The following is a 15,049-nucleotide window of genomic DNA, read 5'->3' on the forward strand; positions in this document are numbered from 1 at the left end:
CGTGTTCGCTCTGGCCCTGCGTTCCCTCCGGCAGCGCCCCGGGCGCGCCACGGCGACCCTGCTGTCCGCGTTCCTCGGCGCGGCGGTCGTCATGACCTTCAACTCCCTGCACGACACGGCCGCTCGGCCGGGCGTGGACTCCGTGAGCGCGCAGTCGCTGTCCACCGCGGCGGGCGTCGTCGGCGGCTACGGCACCCTGCTGGTGTTCTTCGCGATCGCCTCGACCCTGACGGTGAACGTCCGTCAGCGCGGCGCCGAGATGGAGTTGCTCAGGTGCTCCGGGGCGACTCCCGCGCAGATCGGGCGGATGGTCGTGGGTGAGGCGGTGGCGATCGCCCTGGTGGGCGCGGTACTGGCGATCGGTCCGGCGATGCTCGGCGGACGCGCCCTGTTGGGCGTCTTCCAGGACAGCGGCCAGGTCGCCCGGTCCGTCGACCACTCCTTCGGTCCCGTCGCCCTGGGGTCGGGCGTCGGCATCACGGTGTCGGCCGCGGCGGGCGCGGCGTTGCTCGCGGTGCGGCGGGTGACGCTCCGCCGTCGCCCCCGGGGTCGGGCACGGACGTTCCTCGCGTACGCGGCTCTGCTCGTCGGTGGTGCGGCGGTCTGTTCCACCTTCGCGTTCTCGGCCGAGGACGCCGCGCTGATGGCGCCTCCCGCGTACGGGGCGATCCTGCTGTCCGTGGGGTGCGCGCTGCTGGCGCCGCGGCTGCTGGAGGGCCTGCTGGACCGGCTGCCCCTGGCGGGCCCGAGCGGGTATCTGGCCGTACGGAACCTGCGTCGGCGTGCTGCGGAGATGTCCGGTGTCCTGATGCCGCTGATCCTCTTCACCTGCATGGCGTCGGCGACGCTGACCATGCAGGCGGTCGAGAGCGACGCGCTCAAGGCCTCCGGTGTTCCGAAGTCGGTCGACGCGAAGAACCTCGAGACGCTCAACCTCACGGTCGTCGGCGTCATCGTGGTCTTCTGCTGCGTCATGCTGATCAACTCCCTGTACGCGGCGACGACTTACCGCGGCCGGGAGTTCGGGCAGCAGCGGTTGGCGGGTGCGACGCCTGGGCAGGTGCTCGGGGTGGTCGGCGTCGAGGGTCTGATCCTGGCGGTGACGGGCGTCTTCTTCGGCACCCTGGCCGGGCTCGCCGGGGTCCTCGCGTTCAGCGCCGTGCGCACGGACTCCCCGTGGCCGGGCCAGGGACCTGGTATCTGGCTCGCCGTCGTCGCGGTCGCGGCGGCGGTGACCCTGGGGACCGTCCTGTTCACGGCCCGCCGCACCCTGCGGACGCCGGCCGTGACGGCGGTGACGCTGGTCGCGTGAGCGGGCGGCGGACTGTGGTGGCGGTCCGTGGGTGCGGTCCGCACTGGCACCTGCCCGGCCGCGTGGCCACGATGGTGTCGAAGGACTCGCAGGACTCGAAGGACGACGGTTTGCGCCGCCAGGATCCAGGCCCCGGAGGGGACGATGACGTCAGACGCCCGTGCGGGAGGCGCCGAACCGTGCGACGCCCCGCAGGAGTCGGCTTCGCCTTCCGACATGGCGGACCGGGTGGTCGAGCTGCGGGAAGAGGTCGACCAGCTGAAGGAGGCCGTCACCTCGCACGCCACGGTGGACCAGGCCATCGGCATGATGGTCGCCCTCGGCCGGGTGTCGCCCGACCAGGGCTGGGCCGTGCTCCGGGAAGTCTCGCAGCACACGAACGTCAAGCTGCGCACCGTCGCGGAAATGATCCTCGTCTGGGGGCGGCGGGGAGATCTGCCGCCCGATATTCGCGCGGCCCTGGAGGACACGCTCGACAAGTACGGGCCCACGCAGATCCCCGACAGTCACCCCGCACCGTAGGCGCGGAATTTGTTTGGATCTGATCCACCCAGGTAGTCCAAAGAGAGGTGGCCCGCTGGCCAACCGCTCCCGGGAGGGTTCGGCAGTGAGCTCGCCTCCGACCGCCCGGCCGGGGCAACCCCCCGGGCGGCCGGGTGTGTCCACCGCCCGTGGGCTATGCCGCATCGGAGAGCACCTGTTCGCGCAGGGTGGCGCAGCAGTCGCTGAGGAGGCGCGAGACGTGCATCTGTGAGATGCCGAGCTGATCGGCGATGCAGCTCTGCGTCATGCCCTGGAAGAAGCGCAGGTAGAGGATGGCCCGTTCGCGCTCGGGGAGCTCGTGCAGGGCCGGTTTCACCGACTCGCGATCGATGACCAGGTCGAATCCGGTGTCGCGCGCGCCCAGCGCGTCGTTGAGCGCGTAACCGTCGTCGCCGCCGGGCAGTTCGGCGTCCAGCGAGAGGGCGGAGAAGCTGTCCAGGGCCTCGATACCGGTACGTACCTCGTCCTCGCTCAGGTGCGCGTACGCGGCGATCTCGGCGACGGTAGGCCGCTGGCCCTGCATCGTCTGCGACAGGTCCTTGAGGGCCGCGCGCACCCTGTTGCGCACGTCCTGGACGCGGCGCGGGACGTGCAGGGTCCACATGTGGTCGCGGAAGTGGCGTTTGATCTCGCCTGTGATGGTCGGGACGGCGTAGCTCTCGAAGGCGTTGCCGAGCTCGGGGTCGTAGCGGTCGACCGCCTTGACCAGGCCGAGCGCGGCCACCTGGTTGAGGTCCTCGACCGACTCGCCCTTGCCCCGGTAGCGGCCCGCGACACGCTCCGACATGGGCAGCCAGGACCGGATGATCTCCTCGCGAAGCGCCTCCCGCTCGGGCCCGGCGGGCAGGCCGGCGAGGCGGACGAAGGCTCCGGCGGTGTCGGGGGCGTCGTCATGGGGGTGTCTTTTGGTGCCGGACGTCATGCGCATAGTGCTCACAACTCCCTCAGGGGTTGCCGACGGGGCAGTCCCCGTGGGAGAGCGCGCACAAAAAACCGGACGGGAGACACCCGGTGACCTGGCGGACCAGCTCCCACGGACGTGCCTCCTGTCCGAAGCACTGCTAGGACAATTCCCTCATATCGGTCACCCAAACAATGCCGCGACAATCCCGGAGAATCACCCAAGGGGCGTGACGCCGGGCGAGGAGGCGATTCTGGAGCGTCACGCATGTCCGCGAATCCATATCCGTACACCGTGAATTCACCGCACGATCTCCGCCTCCGCGCGATTTCCATGGCCTCCGTAACGCCGCCGCGCGACGTCGACGGCGCTTCGAGACGGGCTTCACCCCGGCGACCTGCACCTCTCACCCCACCGCGACACGGGACGCCAGGGCCGTGCCGCCCCGCACGTGACCCCAGGCCCACCCGGACCCCCGCCGACCGTTGACGGGGCAGCCGCACCATGGAAATCTAATGTTCAATGAAGAGAATTCAGTTCTCGCCCGCGTGATCGTACCTGTTCAGGCAACGCCCGTATCGGAGGACTGACGCGATGGCCCTTGTCCGAAGCCGGCCGAGGGCAGCTGGACGAAGCACTACCCGGACCTGGGCACGGGAGTGGTGTCCTACGAGGACGCAAGGGGAGTTGCTTCACGAAGGAGATCGAGGTCGCCGACACCTCGATCATCGTCGGGCGTTCCCCAACATGCCCGATGATCACGCCGCTGGACAGCCCGCACCGCATGGTCACCACCTCGGGCGCACCCCGTCGGCTGTGGCCCGCCGACTACCAGCCCTGACCCGGCCCGGCGACCGCCCGAGCCCAGCCGACCCACCACTCACGACCACCGGGACACAGGCGTCGCGGTGCCGAAGGGAGCGTTGCACACGGTGAACGACTTCGAGGCGATGAACTTCTTCCGGGACGACGGGCTCGTCGCGGACCCCTACCCGTACTTCGAGGCGATGCGCGGGAAGTGTCCCGTACAGCGCGAGAGCCACCACGACGTGATGATGGTGACGGGGTACGACGAAGCGGTTCAGGTGTTCAACGACAGTGAGACGTTCTCGTCGTGTCTCTCGGTGACCGGCCCCTTCCCGGGGTTCCCGGTCCCGCTCGAGGGGGACGACGTGAGCGAGCTCATCGAGCTGCACCGCGCCGAACTCCCCTTCAGCGACCAGCTTCCGACCCTCGACCCACCGACGCACACGGACCACCGCGCGCTGCTGATGCGGCTGATCACACCGCGACGCCTCAAGGAGAACGAGGCGGCGATGTGGCAGCTGGCCGACCGCGGTCTGGACACGTTCCTCGCCCCGGGCGAGGGCGACTTCATCAGCGGGTTCGCGGGGCCGTTCACCCTGCGGGTCATCACCGACCTGCTCGGCGTGCCCGACGAGGACCGCGAGGAGTTCGTGAGGGGGCTGGAGCACAGGCCGCAGGCGGACGGCGGCGTGGGCAGCACGGAACGGGAGATGGAGCACACACCGCTGGAGTATCTGTACGAGCGGTTCGCGTCCTACGTCGAGGAGCGGCGGCGCGAACCGCGCGACGACGTGCTCTCCGGTCTGGCCTCGGCGACGTTCCCGGACGGCTCGACGCCCGACGTCGCCGATGTGGCCCGGGTGGCGACCAATCTCTTCGCGGCGGGCCAGGAGACCACGGTCCGGCTGCTCAGCTCCGCCCTCAAGCTGCTCGTCGAGCGCCCCGGGCTACAGCGGCGACTGCGCGAGGAGCGCGCCCTCATCCCCAACTTCATCGAGGAGGCGCTGCGGATGGAGAGCCCGATCAAGGGCGACTTCCGGCTGTCCAGGGTGCCGACCACGGTGGGCGGTGTCGACATACCGGCCGGCACCACGGTGATGGTCCTGAACGGGGCCGCGAACCGCGACCCCCGCCACTTCGAGGAGCCGGACACCTTCGACCCCTCCCGCGCCAACGCCCGCCACCACATCGCGTTCGGACGGGGCATCCACACCTGCCCCGGTGCGCCGCTGGCCCGCGCCGAGGGCCGGGTGGCCATCGAGCGGCTCCTCGACCGCACGGCCGACATCAGGCTCTCGGAGCGCGTGCACGGACCCGAGGGCGAGCGCCGCTACCACTACATCCCGACGTACATCCTGCGCGGTCTGACCAACCTGAACGTCGAGTTCACCCTCGCCGAGGAGCCGGCGCGGTGAAGGCGAAGGTCGACGAGGACCGCTGCCGGGGACACGGGGTCTGCTGGTCGCTCTGCCCCGAGGTGTTCGACCTGACCGACGACGGCTACGCGGTGGTGCTCACACCGGAGGTACCCGCCGCGTTCGAGGACACCGTGCGTACGGCGATGGGCAGTTGCCCCGAGCGCGCCATCACGCTGGACTGACGCTCGCGGCCCGCGCACACCGCGCGGGCCGCGACCGGCAAGGCTCCTCCACGCGGATCGCGACGGCATCTCGAACCCGGAGACGATCACGACGTTGCAGTCGGCCGCGGCCAGCCGCAGCGGCTTCGCCTCCGCGCCGTGGCCTCCGGCATCGCCACCGTCGCCCGCGTCTCCGGCGGGCGCTTCCGGGCCTGCTTCGGTACGGCGTTCACGGCCCGGCTCGCGGTGGGCCGGCGCCCGATGACGCTGGACGCCCTCGCCGCCTCCATGACGACCCTGCGCCGGCTGCTCGCCGGGGAGACGGCGATCGCGGACGGCAAACCGGTGCGGGTGCTGCACGCGGGCGGCCTCACCGCCTCGCGACCGGTGCAGGTCCCGCTCTGGATCAGTGTGTTCGGCCCCCGGGGCACCGCGCTCGCCGAGAAGGTGGCCGACGGCGTCATCGGACCTCCGCACCCCGTGCTCCCGACCGCGACCATCCTCTCCGGCACCGTGCTCGACCCCGGCGAGGACCGGGACTCGGACCGCGTCCGGGAGGCGATCTAACCGTGGCGGGTCGTCGACTGGCACAACGCGTACGCCAAGGGCGGCGCCGAGGCGGTCGACGCCCTGCCCGGGGGCCGGGCCTGGCGGGCGGCTGTCGAGGAACTCGCCGCCGAGGACGAACGCCATCCGCTCACCTTCGAGGGCCATGTCACGCACCTCCCCGACCGCGACCGCCGACTCCTCGATCACATCGACCTCAAGACGATGGTCGGCGACGCGGCCCGGGTCGGCAGAAGCCTGGCGCGGCTCGCCGACCTCGGCTTCCGCGAGGTCGTCTCCACACCGAGCGGGCCCGACGTCGCCCGCGAACTGCGCGCCTTCGCCACCGCCCACCAACAGCGGTCGGCGGCAAACCGCTGAGCTCACGGGCACTACGGGGCGTACGGGCCTCACGTGCACTCGTACGGACTCACGTGCGGCCGGCTCGTGTCCGGACGGCGGCGCACACACCGCCGTCCACGAGGAGGTCGATCCCACTGAGGAAACCGGCCTCGGACGACAGCAGGAAGGCGACGGCCGCGGCGACGTCCTCGGACCGCCCCTGCCGGCCGAGCGGGGTCTGCCGCAGCAGCAGCTCCATCCCCGGATGGCTCGCGGATTCCTGCCGCCCCTGAGGAGTGTCGATCAGCCCAGGGGATACCGAGCAGACACGGGCACCGAGCGGCCCGATGCGCACCGCCTCGCGCTGGACGAAGCGGTGCACCCCGCGCTTGGCCCACGCGTACGCGATACCGGTGTCCTCGATGCCCGGCCCGACGGCCTCGCGGACGCGGTCGAGGAACCGTTCGTCGAGCGGGTCGTCCAGCACCGCGTCGACGGCCGGGTCGGCGCCGGTGCCGCCGAGCAGTGGGGCCATCGACGCGAAGCACACCAGGGCCGTGCCCTCGGTGGCCAGCGGGCGGAGCGTCCGGGCAAGGAGCGCGGTGCCGACGAGGTCGACGGTGAAGATACGACGCCAGTCGGCCATGGTGGGCGAGATGCCCGCGGCGTGGGCGACGGCGCGCAGGGTGCCCAGTTCGCCGACGCGTGCGGCGAGTCCGGCCAGGCCCGCGGCATCGGTGATGTCGAGGACGAACGGTTCGACGACGGCCCCCCGCCCGGTGGCGGACAGGTCCTTGGCGGCCGCGGTCACGGTCGCCTCGTCCCGGTCGACGAGGAGCAGCCTGTCCACCTGGTCGGCGAGTCGCCGCGCGCAGGCCAGCCCCATCCCTCGGCCGGCGCCGGTGACGATCCCGACGGTCGTCATGCGCTCATCCCCCAGAACCGTTCCAGGCTCTGCTGCGCCACCCGGCTCACCAGCTCGACGCGGTAGCCGCTGGCCGGGCTGCGCAGGAACGCGAACGGGGCGCCGTCGGCACCCTTGCGCGTGGCCTCCCGGACGAAACCGTGCCGTTCCAGTTCGGCGGCGTCCGCGGCGACGTCGTCGGACCAGTAGCCGACGTGATGAACGGCGCCGCCGGCCGCCGGCTCCCACAGGGTCCCAGGGACGCGCCGGACGATCTCGAGACGGGGTGTGGTCGTCGAGAACACGCACCCGAGCTCGACCACGGCGTCCGCGTCCGGCAGCGTGACCGGGACCGGTCCGCTGATCTCGCCGCACCACTTGTACCCGAACAGGGAGGAGAACTCGGCCAGGGTCGTCTCGAAGTCCTCGACGACGATGCCGAGATGGAACTGGTCCTGAGCCTTCAGCACCCGGCCGACAGCTGCCTGCCCGTACTCCGTCGCTTCCAACGTGTCTCCCTCGTCATTGAGTTCAACCACAGAAAAGAAGTTCATTCTTCGAAATGAGAACGATATTCTCACGTGCGGTCGGGGAGCGCAATGGAAGGACGGGGGTCGTCGCGAGGCCCGGCGACGACCTTTCTTCGTACCATCGGATGTGTGCCGTTTCCCAACGGATCCGGGGGTCATGGCGTGGGTGTTCAGGTTGTGTTCAGGCCCTTCGCGGGCCCTGGCAACTCCTGCACCAGAAGCCCCAAAGCAATGGCAAAGACCCCTGTGGCCAGCGCTGTTCGCCATGTCATCGTGCGGGCATGAGCACAGAGCACCTCACCCGCCGTCGTCGCGCCGCCGGCCCCACCCATCTGGCGAGCAAGGTTCCGGAAGTCACCGTCTACTTCTGGGTGATCAAAGTGCTGACCACCGGCATGGGTGAGACCGCCTCGGATCTCCTCGCCAAGAAGCTCGGGCCGATCCCCGCCGTCGGCCTCGGCGGCCTGGCCCTCGTGGTGGCGCTCTTTGTCCAGCTCAAGGCCCGTCGCTACGTCGCCTGGATCTACTGGACGGCGATCGTGATGGTCAGCGTGTTCGGCACCATGGCCGCGGACGTCCTGCACGTCGGCCTGGGCGTCCCGTACACGATCTCCACCCCCTTCTTCATGGTCGCGCTGGCAGCCGTGTTCGCCGTCTGGTACGCCAGCGAGAAGACCCTCTCCATCCACAGCATCCACACCCGCCGCCGCGAACTCTTCTACTGGGCCACCGTGCTGGCCACCTTCGCGCTCGGCACCGCCGCCGGTGACCTCTCCGCCACGGTCGGCCTCGGCTACCTCGGCTCGGCCGTGCTGTACGCCGTCGCCATCGCCGTCCCTGCCGTCATGCACAAGTGGGGCACCCTCAACGCGGTGGCCGCCTTCTGGACCGCGTACGTCATCACCCGCCCGCTCGGCGCCTCGGTCGCCGACTGGATGGCCCTGAGCCACGCCCGCGGCGGCCTCGGCCTCGGGCTGGGACCGGTCACCCTGTCCTGGACCGTCGCCATCATCGGCTTCGTCGGCTACCTGGCCGTGTCCCGCAACGACGTCGGGGACACCGAGCGCCTCGCGTAGGGCACCGGCCGTGCGGGGGTGACCGGCGAGGCCGCGCTCGCAGTGGTGGACGACCGCGGACCGACGGGCGCGCGGTCGTCCACGTGGGGTTCACCACCTGACGCCCGCGCCGCCGTCCCGCCATGCCTCAGCAGATCCTCGGCAGCTGTTCCCCGATCGGCAGGTCGACCACCCGGGTGCCGCCCAGCCCGGTGCGGGCCACCACCATTCCCGGATGGGCGTCCACGACCTCGCCGATGATCGTGGACTCCGTGCCCAGCGGGTGCGCCCGCATGGCGTCCAGGACGGCGTCGGCGTGCTCGCGGGGCACGAACGCCACCAGCTTGCCCTCGTTGGCCACGTACATCGGGTCGAGGCCCAGCACGGCGCAGGCGTTGGCGACGGCCGGCGGGACCGGGACGTCACGCTCCCGGATGACGACGCCGGTGCCCGAGGCCGCCGCGATCTCGTTGAGGGCGGCGGCCAGGCCGCCCCGGGTGGGATCGCGCAGCACATGCAGATCCGGGGTGACGGCGAGCATGGCGTCGACCAGACCGCCGAGCGCCGCACAGTCGCTCTCGATCTCCACCCCGAACTCCAGGCCCTCACGCACGCTCATGATCGCCACGCCGTGCACGCCGATCGCACCGCTGACCAGCACGACATCGCCGGGCACGACCCGCTGCGGGCGCAGGTCGACGCCCGCCGGGATGAGCCCGATCCCGGCCGTGTTGATGAAGATCCCGTCGCCGTGCCCGGCCTCCACCACCTTGGTGTCGCCGGTCGCGACCTCGACGCCCGCGGTCCGCGCCGCCGCGCCGAACGCCTCGGCCACGCGGGCGACGGTCTCCATCTCGACGCCCTCCTCCAGGATGAAGCCGCAGGAGAGGTAGGCGGCCCGGGCGCCGCTCATGGCGAGGTCGTTGACGGTGCCGTTGACGGCGAGGTCACCGATGCTGCCGCCGGGGAAGAACAGTGGCCGCACCACGAAGGAGTCGGTGGAGAAGGCCATCCGGACACCGCCCAGCGACAGTGCCGCGGCGTCGCCCAGCTGGGCGAGCACATCACCGCCGAACGCGGGCGCGAAGACGTGCTGGACGAGTTCGGCGGACAGGGCTCCGCCTCCCCCGTGGCCCATGACGATCCGCGGCTGGTCACGCAGCGGGGCCGGGCAGGTCCAGGCGGCGGGGTCGAGTACGGGCGTACGGAGTTCGGTGGTGCCGGTGGTCTCAGACAACGGGGGTCGCCTCCCGGGGCGCGGGGGTGAGGTCCAGGCGCCGGTAGAGGTAGTACGCGGCGCAGGCGCCCTCGCTGGAGACCATGGTGGCGCCGAGCGGGGTGCGGGGGGTGCAGAGCGTGCCGAACGCCTCGCACTCGTGCGGCTTGAGCAGGCCCTGCAGGACCTCGCCGCTGCGGCAGGCGGCCGGTTCGCGGGTCTGGATGCCCTCGACCGAGAAACGGTGCTCGGCGTCGTACTCCCGGTACTTCGGGGACAGTCGCCAGCCGCTGTCGGGGATCACCCCGATGCCGCGCCAGGCCCGGTCGGTGACCTCGAAGACATCCTCCAGCATGGCCCGCGCGGCCGGATTCCCTTCCGGGCGGACGGCACGGGGGTAGGCGTTGTCGACGGTGTGTTCGCCGCGCTCCAGCTGCGCCACGGTCCGGCGTACGCCTTCGAGGATGTCCAGGGGTTCGAATCCGGTCACGACGATCGGGACCCGGAAGCGCTCCGCCAGTTCCGGGTACTCCCCCACCCCCATCACGCTGCACACGTGCCCGGCCGCCAGGAAGCCCTGGACGCGGCAGGTCGGTGACTGCATGATCGCCTCGATGGCGGGCGGTACGCGGACGTGGGACACCAGCAGGCTGAAGTTCGGGATGCCGAGCCTGCGGGCCTGATACACCGTCATCGCGTTGGGCGGCGCGGTCGTCTCGAAGCCGATGCCGAAGAAGACGACCTCGCGGTCGGGGTTCTGCTGGGCGATCCGCAGAGCGTCGAGCGGCGAGTACACGACCCGTACGTCGCCGCCCGCGCTCCGCACCTGGAACAGGTCCCGTCCCGTGCCGGGCACCCGGAGCATGTCGCCGAAGGAACAGAAGATCACCCCGGGCCGGGAGGCGATCTCCAGCGCCTTGTCGATGACCTCCAACGGGGTCACACACACGGGACACCCCGGCCCGTGGATCAACTCGACCTGTTCCGGCAGAAGTTGGTCGATGCCATGGCGGATGATGGTGTGCGTCTGTCCGCCGCAGACCTCCATCAGCGCCCATGGCCTGGTCACCGTGGAGTGGATGTCGTCGAGCAGCCGACGTGCCAGGTCGGGGTCCTGGAACTCGTCGATGTACTTCACTTCCGCGCCTCCTCGCCCGCGGAAGGCAGGGCCTCGCCCGCCTCCGCGGCCATCTCCCAGGGGTCGCCGAACTCCTCCTGCAGCAGGCCGAGGGTGGCGAACAGTTCGAGCGTCTGCTTCGCCGACTCCTCGTCGAGGCGCTGCAGGGCGAATCCGACGTGCACGATGGCGTACTCGCCGACCTGGAGGTCGGGCAGGTACTCCAGGCACACCTCCTTGACCACACCGCCGAAGTCGACGTTGGCCATCCGGGTGCCGTCCCGTTCCTCGATGTCCAGCACTCTGCCGGGTACCGCCAGGCACATGAGCCTCTCCTCGCTGTTGGTCAGTCGTTGGCTCGGGTACGGTCCTCGGCGCGCGCGGCCACCACGAGCTGCCCGAGGGCCAGACCGCCGTCGCCCGGCGGGACCAGACGGTGGCGCAGGACCGTGAAGCCGTCCGCGCCCAGGGCCGCCGCGCTGGCGGAGGACAGCAGCGAGTTGGCGAACACCCCGCCGGTCAGGGCCACCGTCTCCACCGCGTGCCGTTCGCGCGCCAGCACACAGACGCGGTGCACGAGACCGGCGACGGCCCGATGGAAGCGCGCCGCGACGACGGCCGGTCCGGCACCCGAGCGCAGGTCCTCGACGATCGCCGCGAGCACAGGCGCGGGATCCGCGAGGACGGGGCCCTCCTCCACACCGCCGCGTGAACGGTCGATCGGTCCTGTCGGCCGTAGGGCGAACGCATACGCGACAGGGTCCCCGGCGGGAGCCTCCAGCGCTGCGGCCTCCAACTCCATCGCCGCCTGGGCCTCGTAACCGGCCGCGTGACACACGCCCGCGAGGGAGGACACCGCGTCGAAGAGGCGGCCCATGCTGGAGGTGGGGACACAGTTCAGGTCGCGCTCCAACTGCCGCTCCAGCACGCGCCGTTCGTCGGGCGGACAGGCGCTCACGCAGGCCAGCTCGTCCGACCAGTCGATCCCCGCCGCGCGCAGATGCGCGAGCGCCATCCGGTACGGCCGTCGCACCGCCGCGTCACCGCCGGGCAGCGGCACATAGGCGAGGTGCCCGAACCGGGTGAAGCCGTCGTAGTCGGCGAGCAGGATCTCCCCGCCCCACACCGCCCCGTCGTCGCCGTAACCCGTGCCGTCGAAGGCGACCCCGATCACCGGCCGACTGCCGTCCAGCCCGTGTTCGGCCATCGCGGCGGCGACATGGGCATGGTGGTGCTGGACGCGTACGACGGGCCGGCCCGACGCGTTCCGGTCGGCCCAGCGCGCCGAACGGTATGCGGGGTGCCGGTCCGCCACGAGCAGTTCGGGACGTACGGGGGTGATGGACTCCAGTTGGGTCACGGCGTGTTCGAAGGCGTGCTGGGTGGCGAGGTCGTCCATGTCGCCGATGTGGGCGGACAGCCAGGCCCGGTGGCCCTCGCCGAGGCAGAGCACGTTCTTGAGGTCCCCGCCGACGGCGAGGGCCGGGCGCACCGGGACCGGCAGGGTCAGCGGCAGGGGCGCGTAGCCGCGGGCACGGCGCAGCGGCAACAACGCGCCGTCGCACACGCGCACCACGGAGTCGTCGCACGGCACATGGATCGGCCGGTCGTGGGTGAGCCAGCCGTCGGCCAGCCGCGCCAGCCGCTCGAGCGCCTCCCCGTCGTCGGTGACGATCGGCTCACCGGACACGTTGCCGCTGGTCATGACGAGCAGCGGGGGTCCCTCGGGGTCGCCGGGCAGTCCGAACAGGAGGTGGTGCAGGGGGGTGTACGGCAGCATGACGCCGAGGTCGGGGCTGCCTGGCGCGACGGAGTCGGCGGGCCGTGGTGCCCCCGCCACGGGTACCTCCCTACGGCGGCGCAGCAGCACGATGGGCCGGGTGGGGCCGTCGAGCAGGTTGCGCTCCACGGCGCCGATCCGTACGAGGTGCCAGAGGTCGTCGAGGCTTCGGGCCATGACGGCGAAGGGTTTGTCCCCTCGGGCCTTGCGGCGGCGCAGCAGGGCGACGGCTTCGGGGTTCGTGGCGTCGCAGGCCAGGTGGTAGCCGCCGAGGCCCTTGACCGCGAGGATCGCGCCGCCCGCCAGGAGCCGGCGGGCCTCGGCGACCGGGTCCGCTCCGGCGACGGGCTCCGGAGGGCCGCTCACGCCCGGTCGGGGGACGAGCAGCCGCAGTCGCGGGCCGCAGGCCGGGCAGGCGACGGGTTGCGCGTGGAAGCGGCGGTCGGCCGGATCGGCGTACTCCCGGGCGCAGTCGGAGCACATCGGGAAGCCGGCCATGGTGGTGTGGGAGCGGTCGTAGGGCAGGCCGGTGACGATGGTGAACCGGGGGCCGCAGTGGGTGCAGTTGATGAAGGGGTGGCGGTGGCGCCGGTCGGCGGGGTCGGCGAGTTCGCGCAGGCAGTCGGCGCAGGTGGCCGTGTCCGGCGGGATCAGGGTGCCCGCCGGTCCGCCCGTGCGGGAGGCGAGGATGGTGAACGCGGCGTCACCGGTGACGGGTACGTCGTCGTGGTGCACGGAGTCCACGCGGGCCAGCGGCGGTGCCTGGACGGCGATGCGGTCGCAGAAGCGGGCGACGGCCGAGGGGGTGCCCTCGACCTCCGCGATGACGCCCTCGGGGGTGTTGGTGACATGGCCGGACAGTTCGAGGCCGGTGGCGAGGGTGTAGACGTACGGGCGGAAGCCGACGCCCTGCACGACACCCCGTACGGTGACCCGTCGGCGCAGCGGTGTCCCGTCGGCGACGGCGGCCGGGGAGGGCGGACCGCTCACGAGTGGGAGTGCGCCATGGCGCCGGTGCCGTGCGGGTGCTCGTGGCCGTGATGTCGGTGGGTGTGTGAGGCTCCGTCGGGTCGGCGTGCCATGACGGGCTCATGGAGCGGGGCGCCGTCCGCGGCCGCCAGCGCCCGGTCGAGCAGGGCGCCGACGCCCCGGTCCCGGCGGGCCGAGGTCAGCAGCACGTCCACTCCGGGGTTGACCCGCTCGACGTTCGCGCGGAACGCCGCCTCGTCGAACTCGACGGCCTCGGCGATGTCGGTCTTGGTGACCACCACCAGGTGGGCGAGGCCGAAGGCGGTGGGGTACTTGAGCGGCTTGTCCTCGCCCTCGGTCACGGAGGCGAGCACCACTCTCAGGGTCTCCCCGAGGTCGTAGGAGGCCGGGCAGACGAGGTTGCCGACGTTCTCGACGAACAGCAGCCGGGTGTCGTCGGGCAGCCAGCCCTCCAGGTGGCGGCCGAGCATCCCGGCCTCCAGGTGGCACAGCCCGTCCGTGAGGACCTGCTTGACCGGGACGCCCGAGCGGGCCAGCCGCTGCGCGTCGTTCTCGGTGGCGAGGTCGGCGGTGAGCGCCGCGACCGGCACGGACCGCTCGCGCGCGAGCCCCAGTTCCCTCTCCAGCAGGGCGGTCTTGCCGCTGCCGGGGCTGGAGAGCAGGTTGACGACCGTGGTGCCACGGGCCGCAAGGCCGGCGCGCAGGGTGTGCGCGGTCTCGTCGTTCTTGGCCAGGACGGCCTGCTGCAGATCGACCACACGGCACATGGTTCAGCGCTCCTCGGAGATCGGTTCGCGGGGGTGGGCGTGCGTCGGGCCGTCCTCCCACTGCACGCTGAGGATCTGGAGTTCCCGGCCCGCCAGTAGCTCCGTGGTGGCTCCGCCGCACCGCGGGCAGGTCAGCGCGGGCGGCATGCCGACGGCCCATTCGTGCGCGCAGGGTGCGCAGCGGGCCCGGCCCGGCACGGCTTCGGTGACCAGTTCGGCGCCTTCCAGCACGGTTCCGGCGCAGGCCAGTTCGAAGCAGAAGGAGAGGGCGTCGGGTACGACACCGGCCAGTTCGCCCACCTGAAGCCGTACCGAGCGCACGGCCGTGACGTCACCGGCCCGCTGCGCCGCCTCTTCCACCTGGCCGATCACCGCCATCGCGAGGGACATCTCGTGCATCGACCGGTCTCCGTCTCGGGCAGGGCGTCCGCCGCCCCTCATTAGAGGGGAGGCGTCCGGGGGCGGCGGACCGGCACGCCGTCGTCGGCCGGCCGCGTACGCCGTTCGCCGCAACGGCGCCGCGCGGCAGGGGCGTACGACCGGGAGGACGCCGGCTCACATGCTCCTGATCCGCAGGTAGCGTCTGAGGTCGGGCAGGATCTGCACGAGGACGGCGGTGACAACGGCGGCCAGCGCGCCGCCGACGAGGGTCTTGATCAT

At 71.6% G+C, this 15,049-nt stretch carries 18 protein-coding genes; 8 read left to right on the forward strand and 10 right to left on the reverse strand.

Translation table 11 applies throughout. The features are described from left to right. Position 1 precedes the first annotated feature (1 nt). Together AQJ27_RS01450 and AQJ27_RS01455 are read left to right on the forward strand one after the other, a co-directional pair. Positions 2–1,312: an ABC transporter permease gene (locus AQJ27_RS01450; RefSeq protein ID WP_067360375.1), complete on the forward strand. Its 1,311-nt coding sequence runs from the start codon at positions 2–4 to the stop codon at positions 1,310–1,312. 216 nt (positions 1,313–1,528) lie between these two features. Further along, positions 1,529–1,834 carry an ANTAR domain-containing protein gene (locus AQJ27_RS01455; protein ID WP_067360377.1) on the forward strand — a complete coding sequence of 102 codons (306 nt, stop codon included), beginning with the start codon at positions 1,529–1,531 and terminating at the stop codon, positions 1,832–1,834. Positions 1,835–1,988: 154 nt separating this feature from the next. Here AQJ27_RS01455 and AQJ27_RS01460 read toward each other — a convergent pair whose 3' ends face one another. Further along, positions 1,989–2,783, reverse strand: a complete 795-nt coding sequence (locus tag AQJ27_RS01460; protein WP_201264256.1) for a SigB/SigF/SigG family RNA polymerase sigma factor — start codon at positions 2,781–2,783, stop codon at positions 1,989–1,991. Between the two features lie 574 nt (positions 2,784–3,357). Between AQJ27_RS01460 and AQJ27_RS57200 the strand changes: the two genes are divergently transcribed. From AQJ27_RS57200 to AQJ27_RS57805, 5 genes are all read left to right on the forward strand, one after another. Next, a complete protein-coding gene (locus AQJ27_RS57200) occupies positions 3,358–3,597 on the forward strand; it encodes a hypothetical protein (protein WP_167552103.1) in 240 nt (79 codons plus the stop codon). Positions 3,598–3,688: 91 nt separating this feature from the next. Beyond that, positions 3,689–4,978 carry a cytochrome P450 gene (locus tag AQJ27_RS01465; RefSeq protein ID WP_067362609.1) on the forward strand — a complete coding sequence of 430 codons (1,290 nt, stop codon included), beginning with the start codon at positions 3,689–3,691 and terminating at the stop codon, positions 4,976–4,978. Continuing rightward, complete coding sequence (locus AQJ27_RS01470; protein ID WP_067360379.1) at positions 4,975–5,163, forward strand: ferredoxin; 189 nt, start codon at positions 4,975–4,977, stop codon at positions 5,161–5,163. Before AQJ27_RS01465 ends, AQJ27_RS01470 begins: the two co-directional genes overlap by 4 nt. 138 nt (positions 5,164–5,301) lie before the next feature. Then, positions 5,302–5,709, forward strand: a complete 408-nt coding sequence (locus AQJ27_RS57800) for an LLM class flavin-dependent oxidoreductase (protein ID WP_201264237.1) — start codon at positions 5,302–5,304, stop codon at positions 5,707–5,709. A gap of 204 nt (positions 5,710–5,913) precedes the next feature. After that, positions 5,914–6,069 carry a hypothetical protein gene (locus tag AQJ27_RS57805; protein WP_201264236.1) on the forward strand — a complete coding sequence of 52 codons (156 nt, stop codon included), beginning with the start codon at positions 5,914–5,916 and terminating at the stop codon, positions 6,067–6,069. Between the two features lie 49 nt (positions 6,070–6,118). Here AQJ27_RS57805 and AQJ27_RS01480 read toward each other — a convergent pair whose 3' ends face one another. Both AQJ27_RS01480 and AQJ27_RS01485 read right to left on the reverse strand, forming a co-directional pair. Next, entirely contained in the window at positions 6,119–6,955 is an 837-nt protein-coding gene (locus AQJ27_RS01480) for an SDR family oxidoreductase (protein WP_067360381.1), read from the reverse strand. Continuing rightward, positions 6,952–7,443, reverse strand: coding sequence for a VOC family protein (locus AQJ27_RS01485; protein ID WP_235613416.1), 492 nt, complete (start codon positions 7,441–7,443; stop codon positions 6,952–6,954). Before AQJ27_RS01485 ends, AQJ27_RS01480 begins: the two co-directional genes overlap by 4 nt. 302 nt (positions 7,444–7,745) lie before the next feature. On the opposite strand from AQJ27_RS01485, the gene AQJ27_RS01490 reads away from it, so the two are divergent. Further along, positions 7,746–8,540, forward strand: a complete 795-nt coding sequence (locus tag AQJ27_RS01490; RefSeq protein WP_067360383.1) for a COG4705 family protein — start codon at positions 7,746–7,748, stop codon at positions 8,538–8,540. A 127-nt stretch (positions 8,541–8,667) separates the two neighbouring features. Here the strand turns inward: AQJ27_RS01490 and hypE are convergent, their stop codons facing one another. From hypE to AQJ27_RS60700, 7 genes are all read right to left on the reverse strand, one after another. Next, on the reverse strand, positions 8,668–9,657 hold the full coding sequence (gene hypE, locus AQJ27_RS01495) for a hydrogenase expression/formation protein HypE (RefSeq protein WP_235613445.1): 990 nt from the start codon (positions 9,655–9,657) through the stop codon (positions 8,668–8,670). A gap of 91 nt (positions 9,658–9,748) precedes the next feature. After that, positions 9,749–10,873: a hydrogenase formation protein HypD gene (gene hypD / locus AQJ27_RS01500; protein ID WP_067360387.1), complete on the reverse strand. Its 1,125-nt coding sequence runs from the start codon at positions 10,871–10,873 to the stop codon at positions 9,749–9,751. Beyond that, on the reverse strand, positions 10,870–11,178 hold the full coding sequence (locus AQJ27_RS01505; RefSeq protein WP_054232499.1) for a HypC/HybG/HupF family hydrogenase formation chaperone: 309 nt from the start codon (positions 11,176–11,178) through the stop codon (positions 10,870–10,872). The genes hypD and AQJ27_RS01505 overlap by 4 nt, the downstream gene beginning before the upstream one ends. Positions 11,179–11,198: 20 nt before the next feature. Then, positions 11,199–13,622 (reverse strand): carbamoyltransferase HypF, encoded by a 2,424-nt coding sequence (gene hypF, locus AQJ27_RS01510; RefSeq protein WP_067360390.1) that lies wholly within the window; start codon positions 13,620–13,622, stop codon positions 11,199–11,201. Beyond that, a complete protein-coding gene (gene hypB, locus AQJ27_RS01515; protein ID WP_067360392.1) occupies positions 13,619–14,389 on the reverse strand; it encodes a hydrogenase nickel incorporation protein HypB in 771 nt (256 codons plus the stop codon). The genes hypF and hypB overlap by 4 nt, the downstream gene beginning before the upstream one ends. A gap of 3 nt (positions 14,390–14,392) precedes the next feature. Then, positions 14,393–14,788, reverse strand: coding sequence for a hydrogenase maturation nickel metallochaperone HypA (hypA, locus tag AQJ27_RS01520; RefSeq protein ID WP_067360395.1), 396 nt, complete (start codon positions 14,786–14,788; stop codon positions 14,393–14,395). Between the two features lie 156 nt (positions 14,789–14,944). Beyond that, a complete protein-coding gene (locus AQJ27_RS60700) occupies positions 14,945–15,049 on the reverse strand; it encodes a DUF6893 family small protein (protein ID WP_373558897.1) in 105 nt (34 codons plus the stop codon).

This window comes from Streptomyces olivochromogenes (genome assembly GCF_001514115.1).
Classification (GTDB): domain Bacteria; phylum Actinomycetota; class Actinomycetes; order Streptomycetales; family Streptomycetaceae; genus Streptomyces; species Streptomyces olivochromogenes.

What these genes read in the sequence shown, in the direction of transcription:
- AQJ27_RS01455 (WP_067360377.1), top strand. Translation starts at nt 1,529, where the DNA reads ATGGCGGACCGGGTGGTCGAGCTGCGGGAAGAGGTCGACCAGCTGAAG.
- AQJ27_RS01460 (WP_201264256.1), bottom strand. Translation starts at nt 2,783, where the DNA reads ATGCGCATGACGTCCGGCACCAAAAGACACCCCCATGACGACGCCCCC.
- AQJ27_RS57805 (WP_201264236.1), top strand. Translation starts at nt 5,914, where the DNA reads ATGGTCGGCGACGCGGCCCGGGTCGGCAGAAGCCTGGCGCGGCTCGCC.
- AQJ27_RS01480 (WP_067360381.1), bottom strand. Translation starts at nt 6,955, where the DNA reads ATGACGACCGTCGGGATCGTCACCGGCGCCGGCCGAGGGATGGGGCTG.
- AQJ27_RS01490 (WP_067360383.1), top strand. Translation starts at nt 7,746, where the DNA reads ATGAGCACAGAGCACCTCACCCGCCGTCGTCGCGCCGCCGGCCCCACC.
- hypE (WP_235613445.1), bottom strand. Translation starts at nt 9,657, where the DNA reads ATGGGCCACGGGGGAGGCGGAGCCCTGTCCGCCGAACTCGTCCAGCAC.
- AQJ27_RS01505 (WP_054232499.1), bottom strand. Translation starts at nt 11,178, where the DNA reads ATGTGCCTGGCGGTACCCGGCAGAGTGCTGGACATCGAGGAACGGGAC.
- hypB (WP_067360392.1), bottom strand. Translation starts at nt 14,389, where the DNA reads ATGTGCCGTGTGGTCGATCTGCAGCAGGCCGTCCTGGCCAAGAACGAC.
- hypA (WP_067360395.1), bottom strand. Translation starts at nt 14,788, where the DNA reads ATGCACGAGATGTCCCTCGCGATGGCGGTGATCGGCCAGGTGGAAGAG.
- AQJ27_RS60700 (WP_373558897.1), bottom strand. Translation starts at nt 15,049, where the DNA reads ATGATCAAGACCCTCGTCGGCGGCGCGCTGGCCGCCGTTGTCACCGCC.